The organism is Geodermatophilus sp. URMC 64 (assembly GCF_053502555.1).
Genome location: NZ_CP199955.1, coordinates 2038006 through 2057256 on the forward strand (window position 1 = coordinate 2038006; position 19251 = coordinate 2057256).

A 19251-nucleotide genomic window follows, 5' to 3' on the forward strand; every position below is an offset into this window, starting at 1 on the left:
CTAGGGTGGCGCATGGACGTCGTCGAGATCGTGCCCACGTTCGAGCAGTACGCGTTCACCTTCGGCGGCGTGGCCCCGCTGCGGCGCATCGCACCCGGCACGGCGCTGCGGCTGTGGTCCGACGACGCGTTCTGCGGCGTCATCCGCAAGGTCGAGGACCTCTCCAGCGAGAAGGTCGACCTGCGCTACGTCAACCCGCAGACCGGCCCCTTCTTCGTCGAGGGCGCCGAGCCCGGCGACACCCTGGCGCTGCACTTCGTCGCCATGGAGCCCGCGCGCGACTGGGGCGCCTCGGCCGCGATCCCGTTCTTCGGGGGCCTGACCAGCACCGACCGCGTCGCCATGCTGCAGGATCCGCTGCCCGACACCACCTGGATCTACGAGCTCGACCGCGCGCGGAACACGGTCACCTTCGCCGCCGGGCGCAGCGACTTCTCCGTCGAGCTGCCGGTCGCGCCGATGCTCGGCACCGTCGGCGTCGCGCCGCCCGGGGGAGAGGTGCGCAGCTCGCTGGTGCCCGAGCGCTTCGGCGGCAACATGGACACCCCGCAGATGCGGCCGGGCACCACCTGCTTCCTCGGCGTCAACGTCGAGGGCGCGCTGTTCTCGGTCGGCGACGGCCACTACCGGCAGGGCGAGGGCGAGGCCTGCGGCACCGCCGTCGAGGGCGCGATGACGACGACGCTGATCGTCGAGCTGATCAAGGGCGGGGCGCCGGCCTGGCCACGGCTCGAGGACGACGCGCACTGGATGACCGTCGGCTCCAGCCGCCCGCTGGAGGACGCCTGGCGGATCGGCCAGGTCGAGCTCGTGCGCTGGTTCGAGGAGCTGTACGGACTGCACCCGATGGACTCCTACCAGCTCCTGTCGCAGATCGCCGAGGCCCCGATCGCCAACGTCGTCGACGCCAACTACAGCGCCGTCCTCAAGGCACCCAAGGCGCTGCTGCCCTCGGCCACCGCCTACGGCGGCCTGCACGCCGACCTGCGGCAGCGCGCCGCGACCCTCTGAGAACAGGAGATCCCCATGGACCTGCAGCTCGCCGGCTCCCGCGTGCTCGTCACGGGAGGCACCAAGGGCATCGGCCGGGCGATCGTCGAGGCGTTCGCCGACGAGGGCGCCGCCGTCGAGTTCTGCGCCCGGGACTCCGCCGAGATCGAGATGACGGAGAAGGCGCTGGCCGGCCGCGGCGCCGGGGTGCGCGGCGCGCAGCTCGACGTCCGAAACGGCCCGGCGCTGGCCGCGTGGGTCGAGGACGCCGCGGAGCGGCTCGGCGGCCTCGATGCCGTCGTCGCCAACGTCAGCGCGCTGGCCGTCCCCGACACCGAGGAGAACTGGTACGCGTCCTTCGAGATCGACCTGATGCACACCGTCCGGCTGGCGCAGGCGGCGCTGCCGCACCTGGAGGCCAGCAGCAACGGGTCCATCGTCGCCATCTCCAGCGTCACCGGCCGCGAGGCCGACTTCGCGTCCGGGCCATACGGGACGATGAAGACCGCGATCGTGGGCTACATCGCCGGGCTGGCGTTCCACCTCGCCGGCCGCGGCGTCCGGGCGAACGTCGTCTCGCCGGGCAACACCTTCTTCACCGGCGGCATCTGGGACGGCATCAAGCACGGCAACCCGGACCTGTACGCCGACTCCCTCGCCCTCAACCCCACCGGCCGGATGGGCCTGCCCGAGGAGATGGCGAAGGCGGTCGTCTTCCTCTCCAGCCCCGTCTCCAGCTTCACGACCGGGACGAACCTCGTGGTGGACGGCGCGCTGACGCGGGGCATCCAGCTCTGACGCCGGTTCTCTCCACCCGGGCCCTGGGCCGGGCGATGCTCGCGCGCCAGCTGCTGCTGGAGCGGGTCGACCGGCCGGTGCCCGGCGTGCTCGAGCACCTGGTCGGGCTGCAGGCGCAGGTGCCGCGGGTGCCGCACCTGGCGCTCTGGGACCGGTTGGCCCCCTACGACCCGGCGGAGCTGGACGGGCTGCTCGTGGCCCGCCGGGCCGTGCGCACCCAGCTGATGCGGACGACGATCCACCTGGTCACCGCCGCCGACGCGCTCGCGCTGCGCCCGCTGCTGCAGCCGGTGCTCGACCGGACCGTCGCGAGCACCGCGTGGGGGCAGCGGCTGCGCGGCCAGGACGTCGCCGCGCTGGTCGAGGAGGCCGAGCGCCTGCTCGCGGAGCGCCCTATGGGCCGGGCCGGGCTGACCCGGGCCATCGCCGCCCGGCACCCGGACGCCGACGCTGAGGCCGTCGCCTTCTGCGTCAGCTACTGGGTGCCCTGGGTGCAGCCGCCTCCCCGCGGCACCTGGTCCGGCACCGGCGCGGCGGTCATGGCGCCGACGTCGGCCTGGCTGGGGGCCGGCGACGGGGCCGCGCCGGTCGAGGACGTCGTCCTGCGCTACCTGACCGCGTTCGGCCCGGCGAGCGCCCGCGACGCGCAGGTCTGGTGCGGCCTGACCCGGCTGGGCGAGGTTGTCGAGCGGCTGGGCCACCGGCTGCGGCGGTTCCGCGGCGAGGACGGCGCCGAGCTGGTCGACGTCCTCGACGCCCCGCTGCCCGACCCGGACACGCCCGCCCCCGTGCGCTTCCTCGCCGAGTACGACAACGTCACGCTCTCCCACGCCGACCGGTCGCGGGTCGTCGCGGACGCCGACCACGTGCCGGTTCCCGGCGGGCCGGGGGGCTGGACCGGCAGCCTGCTGGTCGACGGCCGGGTCTCCGCGACGTGGGGCGCGCGGCGGGACGGCGACGCGCTGGTGCTGCACGTGCGGCCGTCCCTGCCGGTGACCGCCGCGCAGCGTGACGAGATCGCCGCCGAGGGCGCCCGCCTGCTCGCCTTCCTGGCCCCGGGCCGCGACGCCGACGTCCGCTGGGCGGGCTGAGGGCGGGGGACGGACGGGCTGCGGAACGCGTTGATCACGATAGGTTCGCACCGTCCGCCCCCTGCCGCAGGAGCCGCTCGTTGACCGAAGTGCTGATCGCCCTCCTCGTCCTCGCGGTGCTCGCCGGCGTGGTGCTGCTGGTCCTGCGGGCCCGCCGGGCGCGCCCGGCTCCCCGGCGACCGCGGGTGGATCCGCTGGCGAACCAGCCGGAGCTCTACGACCCGCACAAGATCGGCGTGGGTGACGTGATCACCTACGCCGGGATCGACCACGTCGTCCGCGGCACGATCGTCCTCGAGGAGGGCGGCTTCACCTGGCGCGAGCACCTGCTCGACGGCTCGACCGGGCGGCGCTGGCTCACCGTCGAGGACGACGAGGGCGATCTGGAGATGACCCTCTGGATGCGCCGCGAGGGCACGAACCTCACGCCGGACGGCGACGTGATCCTCGACGACCGGGTGCACCGCCAGGTCGAGCGCGGCCGTGCCCGGTACACCGCCGAGGGGACCACCGGCACCGCCCCGAGCGGCGTCATGGACTACGCCGACTACAAGACCGCCGACGGCACGGGGCTGCTCGCGTTCGAGCGCTGGGCGGACACCCAGTCGTGGGAGGTCTCCACCGGCCGGGCGGTGTCGCTCGGCGAGCTGATCGTGTACCACCGGACGTCGGACGAATGACCGTTCTGCTCCTCGACGTCGTCCCCCGCGATGTGCGCGCCGAGGCGCTCGGGCTGGTCCTCGACGCCCCCGCGCCGGCCGCGCTGGCCGAGCTGACGGTGCACGACGGCCGCGGCGGGTCGCTCACCCTCGGGGTGCTCGGCGCCTCCCACGTGGTGACGGCGACGGTGCCCGGTCACGCGCTGACCGAGCAGGTGTCGTGCGACGCGGTGGCCGCCGGCGGCACGCGGCTGCCCCGCTCCGCGCGCTCGGGCGCGCACCGGCTGTCCTCCGAGGTCCGCGAGGTCGTACCGGCCGAGCTGACGGCGGTCGCCGGACGGCTGCACCGGCTGGCCGAGGGCAGCCCGGACTGGCTGTACGGGACCTTCCCCGGGGGGCCGGGGGCGGGCACGGCGCTGAGCGCGGTGGCGCTGCCCGAGGGCGGCTGGGCGTGGGAGAGCTGGCACCTGTACCCGGGGGAGGAGCGGGGCGTGATCGTGACGACGCGCAGCCGGTGGACGCCGTGAGGGCCCGCCGTTGGGTGGGCGCCCTGGCGGTCGCCCTGCTGCTCCTGGCCGGCTGCGGCAGCGGGTCGCGGGTGCGCAGCTTCCTCGACGACACGTACGGCAACGCGACCGGCTCGGGGGACACCCGGACCTACCGCTCGACCGACCCGGTCGGCACGGTGACCGCCCGCATCGCCGACGGGGTCCGCCCGGCGGCGCGCGCCGCCGACGGCGGGAACGAGTACCTGCGCTACGACGACGACATCGTGACCGTCAGCCCGGCGGCGAACGGGAGCACCATCCGGGTGGAGGACCTGGACCGGCGCTACCGCAGCGGCTTCTTCGCCTTCCTCGGTCCCGGTTTCCGCCCGGGCTCGCCGGCCGGTGGGGCGTCCGACGGCGGGCCGGGGGACGCCAAGTGACCGACCACCTGTGGAGGAACGAGTGACCGTGACCGTGCACGCCGTCGACTTCGGGACCGTGAGCGGCGGTGCCCTGGGCGACGGGGTCGTGGCCACGCTGCTCTACTTCGTCGTCGGTCTGGCCGTCCTCGTGGTGGGCTTCGCCGCCCTGGACCTGCTGACGCCCGGCAACCTGCGGGCGCAGGTCTACACCGACCGCAACCCCAACGCGGCGGTGCTGCTGGGCGGCAACCACCTGGCGCTGGCGGTCATCGTGGTGACGGCGATCCTGACCAGCGAGGACGAGCAGGGGCTGGCGCAGGGCCTGGTCGACTCGCTGGTCTACGGCTTGATCGGGGTCGTGCTGCAGGCCGTGGCGCTGCGGCTGCTCGACGCGTTCGTCCCCGGCCACCTGCGCAACCTGGTGAACGAGCCGAAGCTGGTCGGCGCGAGCTGGGCGGTCGCGGCCAGCCTGCTGGCGATCGGCGCGGTCAACGCCGCCGCGCTGTCGTGAGCCCGTGAGCACCGCCCTCGCCCCGCCGGCCCGCATCCGGCTGCTGCGGCCGCTGCTGCTGGCCGCGGTCGCCGTCTGCGCGGCCTGCGGGCTGATCTACGAGCTGGTCCTGCTCACCCTCTCCGCCAGCCTGGCCGGCGGGGGGATCACCCAGACCTCGCTCATCGTGGCCGGCTACGTCGCGGCGCTCGGCGTCGGGGCGCTGCTGGTCAAGCCGCTGCTGGGCCGTGCGGCGGCCACCTTCGTGGCGGTCGAGATCCTGCTCGGGGTCGCCGGCGGCCTCTCCGCCGTCGTCCTCTACGTCGCCTTCTCCTTCTACGGGACGAGCGGGAGCGTCCTCGTGGCCGCCACCGCCGTCCTGGGGATCCTGGTCGGCGCCGAGGTGCCGCTGCTGATGACGCTGCTGCAGTCGGGCCGCAGCGGCCTGGACGCCCGGACCTCCGGTTCGCTGCTCGCCGACCTCAACGCCGCCGACTACGCCGGCGCCCTGCTCGGCGGTCTGGCCTGGCCGTTCCTGCTGCTGCCGCTGACCGGGCAGGTGCGCGGCGCCGCGGTCACCGGCATGGTCAACCTGGGCGCGGCGGCGGTCGTCGCCGTCTTCCTGCTGCGCCCCCAGCTGGGCCCGTGGGCCCGCCGGGGCGCGGCGACCGCGCTGGTGGCGGCCGCCGCGGTGCTCGGGGTGCTGCTCGTCCAGGCCGAGGACATCGAGGTGACCGCCCGGCAACGGCTCTACGACGACCCGATCGTGGCCGCCGAGCACTCCGCCTACCAGGAGGTCGTGCTCACCGAGCGCGGCGGCGACCTGCGCCTGTACCTGGACGGCGACCTGCAGTTCTCCAGCGTCGACGAGTACCGCTACACCGAGGCGCTGGTCACCCCGGTGCTCACCCGCGACCCCCGCCGGGTGCTGGTGCTCGGTGGGGGCGACGGGCTGGCCGCGCGGGAGATCCTCCGCCACCCCTCCGTGGCGGAGGTGGTGCAGGTCGAGCTGGACCCCGCCGTCCTGCAGCTCGCCCGGACCCGGCTGGCCGAGCTGAACGCGCACGCCCTCGACGACCCGCGGGTCGAGGTGGTGGTCGAGGACGCGTTCCGCTGGCTGCGGGACCCGCCGGGGGAGCGGTTCGACGCCGTCGTCGTCGACATGCCCGACCCCGACACCCCGGCCCTGGGCCGGCTGTACTCGACCGAGTTCTACGGGCTGGTGTCCGCCGTGCTCGCGCCGGGCGGGCTGGTCGTGGTGCAAGCCGGCAGCCCGTACTCCACGCCGACCGCGTACTGGCGCACGGTCAGCACCCTGGGCTCGGCCGGGCTGGCGGTGACGCCGTACCACGTGCACGTGCCGAGCTTCGGCGACTGGGGCTTCGCGCTGGCGCATGCCGGTTCCTCGCCGCCGGAGCTCGCGCTGTCGCCCTCGGCGCCGCCGCTGCGCTCCCTGGACGAGGCCACCGTGCGGGCGGCCGGGGTCTTCCCGCCCGACCGGGCGCCGGAGACCCTGCCGCCGTCGACGCTGGACCGGCCGCGGATCGTCGACGACATGCGGCAGGGCTACGTCGGCTGACCACCCGGTCGCCGGGGACCTGCCGCGGGCCCTAGCGTGCACGGATGGCGCTCATCTACCCCGTGCAGGCCGACGCTCCAGAGCCGGAGGACGGGACCGAACCCGACTTCGCCGAGCTGGCCGCCGATCTCTCCGACACCTGGCTGGTCGAGATCGCCGTCGGCGAAGACGGGGACGACGCGTGCTTCGGCCCGCTGTCCGCGCGGGCGGCCTGGGACCTGGCCGTCGACCTCGACCAGCGGCGGCCGGCGTGGACGTTCTCGGTCGTGCCGCTGCACGTCGCGGGGACGCCGGACGAGCTGATCGACCTCTTCGAGGAGGACGACGAGGAGGAGTAGCCGCCGGCCTCAGCCGGTCACCGCCGACGTGCTGATGCTCGCCGACCGGTGCAGCCCGGCCGCCTCCAGCGCATCCCGGACGACCAGGTACGCCGCCGCCTCGGGGGTCCAGTTCTCGATGTGCCAGCTCGCGTCCAGGCGGTCCACCATCTGTCGCGCCACCTCCGCGGGCACGAAGACCTCCAGCGTGACCGCGTAGCCGGTGAGCTGCGGTGGGACGGCGGGCATGGCGTCTCCTGTCGTCGCTACGACGTACCAGAGCGGTCCCGCCCCCCCTCGCGGGGCTGCGGGCGCTGGGCCCCAGAGTGGTGGACGGCCCGTGCCCGGGATAGCCCTCCGCGTCCTCCGGGAGCGCGCCGAACAGCCGCTCCGGTCGTTCAGCCGGGTCGGCGACCGCTGGCGAGGGTGCCCCCCAGAAAGCCGGCGCCCGTCAAGAGAGCGCCGCCGAGTCGCCCAAGCCCGACCCCCAGACCGTGCCGGCCGCGCACGCGGGCAGCCCAGGAGCCGAGGAAGACGAGCGTTGCGACGCCGTTGAGACCGGCGTGCACCATGCCCACCCGCCGGGCGCCGCGGTCGGCCAGCGCCCACTCGGCCCAGCCGGCGAGCGCGGTGGGTAGTGACGCGAGGAGGCCGGCGCTCACGAGGCGGGTGGCGGCCTGCCGTGACCCGGCGTCCGGGAACAGGTCGAGGTACTGCGCGCAGAACCAGGCGCCCAACGGCACGTCGGTGAGTATCACGTGGAGGGGGATGCCGGTCGCGTCCCCGTGCAGGACCCGGCGGATGGCCTGCTTGGCCACGAGTCGCCCGGCCAGGGGTTCGACGGCGCCGATCGCCTCGTCCCACGCCTCGCTGAGTTCCAGGCGGCGCAGCAGGCGGCCGTACGGGCCGGCCGCTCGCTCCCGCCCCGCGGCGGCGGCGTCCCGGATCCCCATCGTGGACCGCTGCACGGAACTCACTTCCCTTCGCCCTGGGGCGCTACGAGAGGAGTGCGCAGCAGCGAAGTTACTACGACTGTAGTGCTCTGTCACTGCGACTATAGTGGTTCGAGTGGCGCAGACCCGGGAGCGCGCGATCGACGCCGCGATCGAACTGCTCGGAGACCAAGGTCTGCGCGCGCTCACGCATGCTCGTGTCGACGAGCGGGCCGGCCTCCCGAAGGGCTCCACGTCGAACCACTTCCGCACGCGGCAGGCGCTCCTGTCCGGCGTCGTCGAGCGGTTCGTGGAGATCCAGATGCCGCAGGCCGACGCCGCGTCCTCCGCCCGCTCGGCCGACGAGCTCGTCGATGCCCTGTGCGACCTGGTCGGGCGTGCGCTCGGTGCGGACCGCACGCGGACCGCCGCGCGGCTGGCCCTCTTCGTCGAGGCCGGGCACAACCCCGCCGTCCAGGAGGCGCTGGCGCGCGGACGCGCCGCTCTGGTGGCGCCGCTCCTCATCACGCTGGCCCGGCTCGGCGCGCGGGATCCGCACGCCGCCACGCGTGCAGTCGTGGCGTGCCTCCAGGGACTCCTCCTGGGGCACATCGCACGGCTGGATGACGTTGATCCGCGGCCGGCCCTGGACCTCGTGGTGCGGGCTGCCCTCTCCTGAACGACCTACCAGCCGCGCTCGCGCCACTCCCCGAGATGCGGCCGCTCGGTGCCCAGCGTGGTGTCCTTGCCGTGCCCGGGGTAGACCCACGTGTCGTCGGGCAGGGCGCCGAACAGCCGTTCCTCGACGTCGTCGATCAGGCTGGCGAACCGCTGCGGGTCCTGCTGGGTGTTGCCGACGCCGCCGGGGAAGAGGCTGTCCCCGGTGAAGACGTGCGTGCCGGCACCTTCGGGACCGCGCCAGACCAGCGCGATGCTGCCGGGGGTGTGGCCGCGCAGGTGCACGACCTCGAGGGTCTGCCCGCCGACGGTGACAGTGTCGCCGTGCCGCACCGGGCGCTGCACGGGCACCGGCAGGTCGCCGGCGTCGTCGGGGTGGGCGACGGTCACCGCGCCGGTCGCCTCCACCACCTGGGGCAGCGCGCGGTGGTGGTCCCAGTGCCCGTGGGTGGTGACGACGGTGCGCACGCCGGCGTCGCCGATCAGCGCCAGCACCTTGTCGGGCTCGGCCGCCGCGTCGACCAGCAGCCCCTCGCCGCTGTCGGGATCGCGCAGCAGGTAGACGTTGTTGGCCATCTCGCTGACCGCGAGCTTGCTGATGGTGAGCCCGGGCAGCTCCCGCACGTCGGCCGGTCCGCCGACCTCGACGTCCCCGGTGTAGGTCATCTGGACTCCGATCGGAAAGTGTCGTCGGCCGCGGTTAGGTTCCTTGGTCATGGACGCTAGCGGAGCCGTGGACCCCGCTCACCCGGTCGCCCGGGTCGTCGGCCTGCCGGCCACCGAGATCGCGGCCCGCGTGCGGTCGGGGGCGCTGACGGCGGTCGACGTCGTCCGGGCGCACCTCGACCACATCGCCGAGGTGGACGCGCGCGTGGGCGCGTTCCGGGTGATCCGTGCTGACGCGGCCCTGGCCGAGGCCGCCGCCGTCGACGCGGCGCCCGGCCGCGCCGACCTGCCGCTGGCGGGCGTGCCCGTGGCGGTCAAGGACAACGTCGCCGTCGCCGGTGAGGTCTGCACCGACGGGTCCCTCGCCTGCCCGCAGGAGCCGGCCGCGGCCGATCACCCGGTGGTCGCCCGGCTGCGGGCGGCGGGCGCCGTCGTCGTCGGGATCACGCGGGTGCCGGAGCTGTGCCTCTACGGCGCGACCGACGGGCCGCACGCGGTCAGCCGCAACCCGTGGGACACCGCCCTCACCCCGGGTGGCAGCTCCGGCGGCAGCGCCGCCGCGGTCGCCTCGGCGTGCGTGCCGATCGCCCACGGCAACGACGGCATGGGCTCGCTGCGCATCCCCGCCGCCGCCTGCGGGCTGGTGACCCTCAAGCCCGGGCGCGGGGTGATCCCCGCGGACCTGGGCTTCGACAGCTGGTCGGGCATGGCCGAGAACGGTGCGCTGGCCACCACGGTGGCCGACCTGGCGCTGGCGAGCTCGGTGCTGGCCGGGCGCGAGCTGGGCCCGGACGATCCCGGGCGTCCGCTGCGGATCGCGGTCTCGCTGCGCTCGCCGGTGCCCGGCGTCCGTCCGGACGCGGTCACCCGCGCGGCGGTCGAGGAGACGGCCGCCCGGCTGCGGGACGCCGGCCACGTCGTCGTCCGCAAGAACCCGGTGATCACGCCGGCCGCGGCGGCGGGCGCGCTCGCCCGGTGGATGGCCGGGGCGCACGACGACGCCGAGGACTTCGGGCTGGACCGGGAGGGGTTGCAGCCGCGCAGCCGCACCCACGCCCGGATCGGCGGGCTGGTGCGGCGGTCCGGCCTCGTCCGGGCGGCGACGGCGGAGCGCTTCCGCGAGCGGACGGCGGCCTTCTTCGACGACGTCGACGTCCTGCTGACCCCGGTCACCAACGGGCCGCCGCTGGCCGCGCGGCCGTGGCACGAGCGGTCCTTCGTGGCCAACATCACGGCCAACACCCGGTGGGCGCCGTGGGCCTCACCGTGGAACCTGGCCGGCGTCCCGGCGCTGGTCCTCCCGGTCGCGGAGCGGTCCGAGGGGCTCCCGGTGGCGGTCCAGTTCGCCGGCCCCCCTGGCGCCGAAGGGCGACTACTCTGGCTAGCCGCGGAGCTGGAACGTCGCCGGCCCTGGCGTCGTCACGCGCCGGTCTTCGACCCCGCCGTGTCATCGATGGCGTCGACCGCCTGAGCTGCACTTCCCCGAGCGGCACCGCCGCCGCACGTCGGGCGTGCCCGCGCCCGGCACCCGCACACGCTCCACCCGAACCATCCGCCCAGCGACCGACAGGGAACACATGGACCGCCTCGTCGTCCGCGGCGCCCGCGAGCACAACCTCAAGGACGTCCACCTCGACCTGCCCCGCGACGCCCTGATCGTGTTCACGGGCCTCTCCGGCTCGGGCAAGTCCAGCCTCGCCTTCGACACGATCTTCGCCGAGGGCCAGCGCCGGTACGTGGAGTCGCTGTCGGCCTATGCCCGCCAGTTCCTCGGCCAGATGGACAAGCCGGACGTCGACTTCATCGAGGGACTGTCGCCGGCGGTCTCCATCGACCAGAAGTCGACCAACCGCAACCCGCGGTCGACGGTCGGCACGATCACCGAGGTCTACGACTACCTGCGGCTGCTGTACGCGCGCGCCGGGCAGCCGCACTGCCCGAACTGCGGCAAGCCGATCTCGCGGCAGACGCCGCAGCAGATCGTCGATCAGGTCCTCGCGATGGAGGAGGGCACCCGCTTCCAGGTGCTCGCCCCGGTCGTGCGGGCCCGGAAGGGCGAGTACGTCGACCTGTTCAGCTCCCTGCAGACGCAGGGCTTCTCCCGCGTCCGGGTGGACGGCGTCGTGCACCCGCTCACCGAGCCACCGAAGCTCAAGAAGCAGGAGAAGCACACTATCGAGGTGATCGTCGACCGGCTCACCGTCAAGGAGAGTGCGAAGCGGCGGCTGACCGACTCGGTCGAGACCGCGCTCGGGCTCGCCGGCGGCCTCGTCGTCCTCGACTTCGTCGACCTGCCGGAGGACGACCCGCACCGCGAGCGGACCTACTCCGAGCACCTGGCCTGCGTGGACGACGGCCTGTCGTTCGAGGCGCTCGAGCCGCGGTCGTTCTCGTTCAACTCGCCGTTCGGCGCCTGCCCCGAGTGCACCGGCATCGGCACCCGCAAGGAGGTCGACCCGGAGCTCGTCGTCCCCGACCCCGAGAAGTCGCTGGGCCAGGGCGCGGTGGCGCCGTGGGCCGGCTCGATGAGCAACGAGTACTTCACCCGGCTGCTGACCGGCCTGGCCGACCAGCTCGGGTTCTCGATGGACACCCCCTGGGAGCGGCTGCCGGCCCGCGTGCAGAAGGCCGTGCTGCACGGCTCGCCCGACCAGGTGCACGTGCGCTACCGCAACCGGTACGGCCGCGAGCGCAGCTACTACGCGGCGTTCGAGGGCGTGCTGCCCTTCCTCGAGCGGCGGCACGAGGACACCGACAGCGACTACATGCGGGACAAGTACGAGGGCTACATGCGCGACGTGCCCTGTCCCGTCTGCCACGGCACGCGGCTCAAGCCGGAGATCCTCGCCGTCAAGCTCACCGGCCGCTCGATCGCCGACGTCACCAGCCTGTCGATCGGTGAGGCGTCGCAGTGGCTGGGGTCGCTGGAGCTGGGGGAGCGCGAGAAGGCGATCGCCGACCGGGTGCTGCGGGAGATCCAGGCCCGGCTGTCCTTCCTCGTCGACGTCGGTCTCGACTACCTGTCGCTCGACCGCCCGGCGGCGACGCTCGCCGGTGGGGAGGCGCAGCGGATCCGGCTGGCGACGCAGATCGGCTCCGGCCTGGTCGGCGTCCTCTACGTGCTGGACGAGCCGTCGATCGGCCTGCACCAGCGCGACAACACCCGGCTGATCGAGACGCTGGTCCGGTTGCGGAACATGGGCAACACGCTGATCGTCGTGGAGCACGACGAGGACACGATCAAGGTCGCCGACTGGGTCGTCGACATCGGCCCGGGCGCCGGCGAGCACGGCGGCGAGATCGTGGTCAGCGGCACCGTCGAGGACCTGCTGGCCTCGGACTCGTCGCTGACCGGCGCCTACCTGTCGGGGCGCAGGGAGATCGCCGTCCCGAAGAAGCGGCGCGAGCCGGAGCCGGGCCGCGAACTGGTCGTCAGGGGTGCCCGCGAGCACAACCTCAAGGGGGTCGACGTCACCTTCCCGCTCGGTGTCTTCACCGCCGTCACCGGCGTCTCGGGCTCGGGCAAGTCGACGCTGGTCAACGACATCCTCTACACGACGCTGGCCAACCAGCTGAACCGCGCGCGGCTCGTGGCGGGGCGGCACCGCACGATCACCGGGCTCGAGCAGCTCGACAAGGTGGTGCACGTAGACCAGTCGCCGATCGGCCGCACCCCGCGGTCCAACCCGGCCACCTACACCGGTGTGTACGACCACATCCGCAAGCTCTTCGCCCAGACCTCCGAGGCGAAGATGCGCGGCTACCTGCCCGGCCGGTTCTCGTTCAACGTCAAGGGCGGCCGCTGCGAGGCCTGCTCCGGCGACGGCACCATCAAGATCGAGATGAACTTCCTGCCGGACGTCTACGTCCCCTGCGAGGTGTGCAAGGGCGCCCGGTACAACCGGGAGACGCTCGAGGTGCACTACAAGGGCAGGACGATCGCCGAGGTCCTCGACATGCCGATCGAGGAGGCGGCGGAGTTCTTCGCGGCCATCCCGCCGATCGCGCGGCACCTGAAGACGCTCACCGACGTCGGCCTCGGCTACGTCCGGCTCGGCCAGCCGGCGCCGACCCTCTCCGGCGGTGAGGCGCAGCGGGTGAAGCTGGCGAGCGAGCTGCAGAAGCGGTCCACCGGCCGGACCATCTACGTGCTCGACGAGCCGACCACCGGCCTGCACTTCGAGGACATCCGCAAGCTCCTGCTGGTGCTCCAGGGCCTGGTCGACAAGGGCAACTCGGTCGTCGTCATCGAGCACAACCTCGACGTCATCAAGAGCGCCGACTGGATCATCGACATGGGGCCGGAGGGTGGGTTCCGCGGCGGCACGGTCGTCGCCGAGGGGCCGCCCGAGTTCGTCGCCACCGTGCCGGAGAGCCACACCGGCCGGTACCTCGCCCTGCACCTCGACCCGGACGCCGTCGCCGCCGCGGCGGCCCCGAAGAAGCGGGCCCGCAAGAAGGCCAGCTGACGCGTCGTCGTGGCCGGCCGCGACGACGCCTCAGCGCCTAGGGTCCGCGTCGGGACCCGCGGCTCCTCCGCAGGGCCTCGACGGCCCGTACGAGGGTCCAGACGCTGAAGTCTTGCGCGGCGACGCGCAGCTCCAGTTCCTGCCGGACCGCGTGCAGATCTTCGACGGTGCCGTCGTGCGCGAGGACGGCGCGCCCTTCCTCGGTGTGCCAACGGGCGGAGCGCCCCATCACCCAGCTGGCCGGCGGCCGGCCGTTCGGCGACCGTTCCTGATCGGGTCGGGCTGTCGGGTCCCCGTGCATCCGCCCAGCCTGGCACGCGGCTCCGACGGGACGACGACGTTGTCCACAGGCGTGGTGGCCTGCGGTTTTCCGCGGCGCGGACTTGCTGGTGGGTGCCTTCGAACGTATGATCGAGTGCATGAACGCCTCCGCTCCTCCCGCCGAGCCCGACGCGGCTGCGTCGGGGTCGGTATCGCCGGAGTGGCCGGTGTTCGGGCCGCCGGTGGCGCTGGCCGAGGGTCCTCTGGGGGTGGTGCAGGCGGCGGATCGGGAGATCGCCCGGCTGACCGCGGTGCGGGCGCGGGCGGTGGCGGGGTTCGCCGCCGGGCGGCCGGCGTCGGCGGATCGGGCGCAGGGGGAGCCCGGGGCGATGAGCGCGGCGCGGTGGGCGGCCCGCCCGGAGGTGCTGCGGCCGGTCAGTGAGTGGGCCACCGCGGAGTTGCAGGTGGCGCTGGCCTGCACCGAGGGGGCGGCGGCGCGGCTGCTGGAGCAGTCGCTGACCCTGGCGCAGCGGCTGCCCGGGGTGCTGGCCGCGCTGGAGTCCGGCGGGTTGCACGCCGGGCATCTGTGGCCGTGGCTGGATCTGGTCGCGCCGATCGCCGCGGACCGGGTGCGCGCGGAGGTGCAGGCGGAGCTGCTGGGCTGGGTGGCGGCCCGGGCCGCGGCGGGGGTGATCACCACGCCGCCGCAGCTGCGGGATCGGGCGCGGCGGGTGGTGGCCCGCCGCGACGCCCGGGCCGCCGCCGACCGCGCCGCCCGCGCGCTCAGGGAGCGCGGGGTGTTCCGGCAGACCGTGCGCAAGGACGACCTCGCCGCCCTGGGGGTGTACGGCTCGGAGCCGGAGATCGCCGCGCTGTCCGCGGCGCTGGGCGCCTACGCCGACGCGGTGGACGACGAGCCCGGCGCCGAGCCGCGCTCCAGGCCGCGGAAGATGCTGGACTGCCTGCTGGATCTGGTGCTGCGCCCCGGTGAGGGCGGGCGGCCGCCGGTGCAGGTGACGCTGACCCTGGTCGCCGCGGTGCAGACGCTGCTGGGCGGGGACGCCCCGGGCGAGCTGAACGGGCAGGTGGTGTCGGCGGACACGGCGCGGCAGCTGCTGCGCGCGCTGACCGGCGCCGAGCTCGGCGAGGAGGCGCTGGCCGGCTACCTCGCCGCCACCGACGGGGCCGACCCCGCCGACCGCGAATCCGCCGACACCGACGGGGCCGAAGCCGAGTCCGCCGACACCGACACCGCCGAGGCCGCGTCGGCCGGCGACGAGTGGCTGCTGGATCCGTGCCCGGACATGTCCGGTTGGACAACGCGGATGCGCGCCGCGCACGCCGCCTGGGAGGCCGAGTGGGAGCGGCGGCTGGCGGCCGGGGAGTTCGACGACCCCGACCCGCTGACCGAGGCCGAGATCATCGCCGCGGCCGAGCGGGCGATCGCCGACGGCGAGATCGACCTGGAGCTGCAGCGGGCGCTGATCGAGGCCGACGAGCGCTGGTGGGCCGACTTCGAGGCCGGCCGGATCACCGACCCCGACCTCCCGGTCGCCCGGCCGGCGGACCCGCCCCCGGCCGATCCGCCGCCCACCGCGGGCTGGTGGGCCGCGGCCGACCGGGCGGTCGAGGACGCCTCCCAGGCCCGGTATCGGGCGCAGCTGGCGCTCGGGCACGCCCGCCGGATGGTGGACACCGCCGAACGGGCCGATGCCGCCGACGAACGCGCCCGCCGGGCGAGCACGGCCGCCCGGGTCGACGCCGCCCGCGACGCCCTCACCGCGCTCGCCGCGGCGGCCGGCGCCGACCGGGCCGCGCTGGCCGAGCTGCTGGCCCGCGGCGGCGGCGGCGGGCTGGCCGACCGGCCCCGGCTCGCCCTGGTCGACGTCCTGTCCGGGGCGCTGGTCTCGCTGACCGACCTGCCCGGGCTGCGCCGGGCGGCGCATTGCGGCGCCGACGCCTGCCGCCGCGCCCCCCACACCTGCGGCCACGGCCTGACCGGCCGGCCCGGCCTGGGCGCCCCCGGCCCGACCGCTGGCTACCGCCCCTCGGCCGCGCTGGACCGGTTCGTGCGCGCCCGCGACCGCCGCTGCCGGTTTCCCGGCTGCCGCCGCCCGGTGGCCACCGGCGAGCTGGACCACCGCATCCGCTACCCCGACGGCCCGACCGCCGCAAGCAACCTGGCCGGCTTCTGCGTGGGCAACCACCGCGGCAAGCACCAGGCCCCGGGCTGGCGTTACGAGGGCACCAGCGACGGCACGCTGACCGTCACCACCCCCACCGGGCTGACCGCCGTCACCACACCGCCGCCCTACTGACACGCCCGGACCGACGCTCCGGTTGACCAGCCGGACCGCGACCGGTAGGTCCTGACCCGGCAACGGCGCCGACGGAACGAGGGGATTCGGGATGAGGACGTCCGCGGACGTGAAGCTCCTGCAGGCGGTCGACCACGTGCGGGTGGTCTACCGGCGATGGCAGCCGGACGGCGACGTCCGGGCGACGGTGCAGATCGTCCACGGGGCCTCCGAGCACTCGGCTCGCTACGGCCGCCTCGCCGACGCTCTCGTCGAGCGGGGCCTCGCGGTGTACGCGATGGACCTGCGCGGCCACGGCCGGACGGCGGAGGGCACCGGCGTCGGCCGGTTCGGCGGCCTCGGCGTGGAGCGGGTGCTGGACGACGTCTGCGGGCTGCACCGGGTGATGTCCGACGAGCACCCCGGCGTGCCGCGGATCCTCGTCGGCCACTCGATGGGCTCGATCATCGCGCTGGCCGCGGCCGAGCGGGACGGCGACGACCTCGCCGGGCTGGTGCTCTCCGGGCCGATCGGCGTCGCGCCGGAACTGGTCGACACGGTCACCGCGCTGGACGCGGCCGTGGCCTCGGGCATGGGAGACCAGGTGCTCGACGCGCTCGGCGCCTTCAACCAGCCGTTCGAGCCGGCGCGCACGCCCTTCGACTGGCTCTCCCGCGACCCCGCCGAGGTGGACGCCTACATCAGCGACCCGCTGTGCGGCGAGCAGATGCCCCTGACCCACGCCTACGCCGCCGGCGTCTTCGGCATGGCCGTCCGCGGGGCGTCCCCCGAGGCCGTCAAGGACCTGCCGGACGGCCTGCCCGTCCTGCTGCTCTCCGGCCAGCAGGACCCCGTGGGCGGCACCGACGGCAGCCGGGTCACCGCGCTCGCCGAGATGCTGCGCGACCGCGGCCTCCCCGTCGAGCAGCACGTGTACCCGGACGCCCGGCACGAGGTCTTCAACGAGACCAACCGCGACGAGGTGACCCGGGACCTGCTCGGCTGGCTCGACGCCCGGCTCGCCGGGGGCTGAGGCCGCGGGCTGGACCTTCCCGCGCGGCAAGGTCCTAGCGTCCGCAGGCGTGGACGAGGGAGACGCGCAGCTCACCATCGGCCAGCTGGCTGCCGCGACCGGCATGACCGCCAAGGCGCTGCGCCACTACGACCGGATCGGGCTGTTCACGCCCGACGACGTCGACGGCGCCACCGGCTACCGCTGGTACGCCGCCGACCGCCTCCCGCAGGCCCGGCTGATCGCCCGCCTGCGCTCGGTCGGCGTGCCGTTGGAGGGCATCGCCGAGTGCCTCGCCGCGGCCGGCGACCCGGACGTCGTCGACCGCGTGCTGAGCCAGCACCGGCGCCGGCTGGAGAGCCGGCTGGCCCGCGTCCGCGGCGACCTGCACCGCCTGTCCCACCTCGCCGACGACGAGGACGACGACCCCGAGGACGGCGGGACGGCGCCGGACCTCCCGCAGCCGCCCCCGGCCGCGAGCGCCCCGGAGGCCGCCGACGAGCGCCGGCTCGCCGTCGACCTGTTCAACGGCGTCTGGGTGCTCATGGAGACCGAGGACCGCACCCCGGCCCAGGACGACCGCATGGTGCACATGGCGCACGCCTCCCGCTACCACTGGGAGCAGGCCGGGACGGCGGTGAACCTGGCCCGCGGGGAGTGGCAGTGCTCGCGCGTCTACGCCGTCCTCGGCCGCGCCGAGCCCGCCCGGCACCACGCCCGCCGCGTCCTCGAGATCTGCCAGGAGAACGGCATCGGCGACTGGGACCTCGCCTTCGCCCACGAGGCGCTGGCCCGCGCCGCCGCGGTGGCGGGGGACCCCGAGGCGGTCGCGCGCCATCTGGCCGACGCGCGCGAGGCGGCCGAGCACATCAGCGACCCCGAGGACCGCGCCCTGCTCGAGAGCGACCTGGCGTCGATCGCCTGACCCGCTCAACCCGCGGGCGCGGCCTCCCGCCCAACCGATGTGCGCGCCTCGACCTCCTGCCAGAAGGCGTCGACCCGGGCGTTCCACCGCTCGGGCACCTCCTGGAAGGGCTGGTGCGACTCGCCGTCCCAGACCTCGAAGACCGCACCCGGGACCGCCGCGGCCACCGCCCGCCCCAGCGCAGGGCGTGCCCCCGGGTCGGCGCCGCCGGCCACCACCAGGGTGGGCACGCCGATCCGTGGCAGCCGGGCCGAGGTGTCGTGCACGAGGAGCGCGTCCAGGAACGCCTGCATGTCCTCGACCGCCTGCTTGTGCGGGAAGGCGAGCACGTCCTCGATGAGGCGCGCGACGGTGCCGTCGGCGTAGGCCCGGGGCGTGTAGATGTCGAGGTAGAAGCCTTCGAGGAAGTCCCGTTCGTCGGGTGCGACCTCGGGCAGCCACCGGACGAACCGCATCCACGCGCGGTAGTAGGGGTCCGGGACCGCCCACGTGCTCTGGAGGACGAGGCTGCGCACCAGGTCCGGTGAGCGCAGCGCGAGCTCCTGCGCCACGACGCTGCCGCCCGAGAACCCGGCCACGTGTGCCGACCGCACGCCGAGGGCGAGGAGCACGGCAGCCGCGTCGTCCGCCATCGCCTCGATGGTGAGCCGCTCGGCGGGCATCCTCGTCCGCCCCGCCCCGCGGTTGTCGAACGCGGTGACCCGATACCGGTCGCGCAGCCCGTCCAGCTGGAACTGCCACGATTCGACGGTGTCGCCCAGTCCGCCGATGAGCAGCACGTCCGGTCCCTCGCCGACCTGCTCGACCCAGACGTCCAGTCCGCCGGCCCGCACGTGTGCGCCCATCGCCGCTCCCGAGGAGTGCCCGGCCCCCGCGCGGCGCCCAGGCTGGCCCGGCGGCCGCTGCGGTGTCAACGACGTCGGCCCCGCGGGGGAACGGCCGTCCACTCGACGACGGTCCACCGCTCGCCCGGCGCGAGTGCGGTCCACCGCCGCGCGGACGACGCCAGTGCGGCGGCGGCGCCGTCCAGGAGCTCGCGCGAGTACCCGACACCAGGTCGTGCGGCAGGTCGACCCCGCCGCCGGCGCCGCGCATCCGGAACACCACGCCGTCGTCCCGCTCGACGAGCGTCTCGACCGGGCGGCGGTCGGCCATGCGCTCGAACGTGATCCGCACG

Annotated in this window: 19 protein-coding genes; 15 read left to right on the forward strand and 4 right to left on the reverse strand. The window is 74.8% G+C overall.

The features are described from left to right. The first annotated feature begins 12 nt into the window (after positions 1 to 12). The 9 genes from ACWIYF_RS10035 to ACWIYF_RS10075 all read left to right on the forward strand — a co-directional run bounded on the left by ACWIYF_RS10035 (position 13) and on the right by ACWIYF_RS10075 (position 6855). Positions 13 to 1011 (forward strand): acetamidase/formamidase family protein, encoded by a 999-nt coding sequence (locus ACWIYF_RS10035; protein ID WP_448627979.1) that lies wholly within the window; start codon positions 13 to 15, stop codon positions 1009 to 1011. Positions 1012 to 1026: 15 nt separating this feature from the next. Next, positions 1027 to 1788, forward strand: coding sequence for an SDR family NAD(P)-dependent oxidoreductase (locus tag ACWIYF_RS10040; protein WP_448627980.1), 762 nt, complete (start codon positions 1027 to 1029; stop codon positions 1786 to 1788). A 35-nt stretch (positions 1789 to 1823) separates the two neighbouring features. Further along, positions 1824 to 2879 carry a winged helix DNA-binding domain-containing protein gene (locus ACWIYF_RS10045; protein WP_448627981.1) on the forward strand — a complete coding sequence of 352 codons (1056 nt, stop codon included), beginning with the start codon at positions 1824 to 1826 and terminating at the stop codon, positions 2877 to 2879. Between the two features lie 89 nt (positions 2880 to 2968). After that, entirely contained in the window at positions 2969 to 3559 is a 591-nt protein-coding gene (locus ACWIYF_RS10050) for a DUF4178 domain-containing protein (RefSeq protein ID WP_448628741.1), read from the forward strand. Continuing rightward, positions 3556 to 4065, forward strand: a complete 510-nt coding sequence (locus ACWIYF_RS10055) for a DUF2617 family protein (protein ID WP_448627982.1) — start codon at positions 3556 to 3558, stop codon at positions 4063 to 4065. Before ACWIYF_RS10050 ends, ACWIYF_RS10055 begins: the two co-directional genes overlap by 4 nt. Beyond that, entirely contained in the window at positions 4062 to 4466 is a 405-nt protein-coding gene (locus tag ACWIYF_RS10060; protein WP_448627983.1) for a DUF4247 domain-containing protein, read from the forward strand. Before ACWIYF_RS10055 ends, ACWIYF_RS10060 begins: the two co-directional genes overlap by 4 nt. A 22-nt stretch (positions 4467 to 4488) precedes the next feature. Beyond that, a complete protein-coding gene (locus tag ACWIYF_RS10065; RefSeq protein ID WP_448627984.1) occupies positions 4489 to 4959 on the forward strand; it encodes a DUF350 domain-containing protein in 471 nt (156 codons plus the stop codon). 4 nt (positions 4960 to 4963) lie between these two features. Next, a complete protein-coding gene (locus ACWIYF_RS10070) occupies positions 4964 to 6517 on the forward strand; it encodes a polyamine aminopropyltransferase (protein ID WP_448627985.1) in 1554 nt (517 codons plus the stop codon). Positions 6518 to 6561: 44 nt separating this feature from the next. After that, positions 6562 to 6855, forward strand: coding sequence for a hypothetical protein (locus tag ACWIYF_RS10075; protein ID WP_448627986.1), 294 nt, complete (start codon positions 6562 to 6564; stop codon positions 6853 to 6855). 9 nt (positions 6856 to 6864) lie between these two features. Here the strand turns inward: ACWIYF_RS10075 and ACWIYF_RS10080 are convergent, their stop codons facing one another. Both ACWIYF_RS10080 and ACWIYF_RS10085 read right to left on the reverse strand, forming a co-directional pair. Then, entirely contained in the window at positions 6865 to 7083 is a 219-nt protein-coding gene (locus ACWIYF_RS10080) for a hypothetical protein (protein ID WP_448627987.1), read from the reverse strand. 149 nt (positions 7084 to 7232) lie between these two features. Next, on the reverse strand, positions 7233 to 7802 hold the full coding sequence (locus ACWIYF_RS10085) for a DUF2231 domain-containing protein (RefSeq protein ID WP_448627988.1): 570 nt from the start codon (positions 7800 to 7802) through the stop codon (positions 7233 to 7235). Between the two features lie 100 nt (positions 7803 to 7902). Between ACWIYF_RS10085 and ACWIYF_RS10090 the strand changes: the two genes are divergently transcribed. Continuing rightward, positions 7903 to 8445, forward strand: coding sequence for a TetR/AcrR family transcriptional regulator (locus ACWIYF_RS10090; protein ID WP_448627989.1), 543 nt, complete (start codon positions 7903 to 7905; stop codon positions 8443 to 8445). Between the two features lie 5 nt (positions 8446 to 8450). Here the strand turns inward: ACWIYF_RS10090 and ACWIYF_RS10095 are convergent, their stop codons facing one another. Then, positions 8451 to 9110 carry an MBL fold metallo-hydrolase gene (locus ACWIYF_RS10095; RefSeq protein ID WP_448627990.1) on the reverse strand — a complete coding sequence of 220 codons (660 nt, stop codon included), beginning with the start codon at positions 9108 to 9110 and terminating at the stop codon, positions 8451 to 8453. A 49-nt stretch (positions 9111 to 9159) separates the two neighbouring features. Here ACWIYF_RS10095 and ACWIYF_RS10100 point away from each other — a divergent pair, with 49 nt between their 5' ends. The 5 genes from ACWIYF_RS10100 (at position 9160) to ACWIYF_RS10120 (ending at position 18074) form a co-directional block, all read left to right on the forward strand. Next, positions 9160 to 10581, forward strand: a complete 1422-nt coding sequence (locus ACWIYF_RS10100) for an amidase (protein WP_448627991.1) — start codon at positions 9160 to 9162, stop codon at positions 10579 to 10581. Between the two features lie 106 nt (positions 10582 to 10687). Further along, entirely contained in the window at positions 10688 to 13579 is a 2892-nt protein-coding gene (uvrA, locus tag ACWIYF_RS10105; protein WP_448627992.1) for an excinuclease ABC subunit UvrA, read from the forward strand. 419 nt (positions 13580 to 13998) lie between these two features. Beyond that, on the forward strand, positions 13999 to 16158 hold the full coding sequence (locus ACWIYF_RS10110) for a DUF222 domain-containing protein (protein ID WP_448627993.1): 2160 nt from the start codon (positions 13999 to 14001) through the stop codon (positions 16156 to 16158). 91 nt (positions 16159 to 16249) lie between these two features. Beyond that, positions 16250 to 17170: an alpha/beta fold hydrolase gene (locus tag ACWIYF_RS10115; RefSeq protein WP_448627994.1), complete on the forward strand. Its 921-nt coding sequence runs from the start codon at positions 16250 to 16252 to the stop codon at positions 17168 to 17170. Between the two features lie 49 nt (positions 17171 to 17219). Beyond that, entirely contained in the window at positions 17220 to 18074 is an 855-nt protein-coding gene (locus tag ACWIYF_RS10120) for a MerR family transcriptional regulator (RefSeq protein ID WP_448627995.1), read from the forward strand. 5 nt (positions 18075 to 18079) lie between these two features. Here the strand turns inward: ACWIYF_RS10120 and ACWIYF_RS10125 are convergent, their stop codons facing one another. Then, positions 18080 to 18919 (reverse strand): alpha/beta fold hydrolase, encoded by an 840-nt coding sequence (locus ACWIYF_RS10125; protein ID WP_448627996.1) that lies wholly within the window; start codon positions 18917 to 18919, stop codon positions 18080 to 18082. Positions 18920 to 19251: the final 332 nt, after the last annotated feature.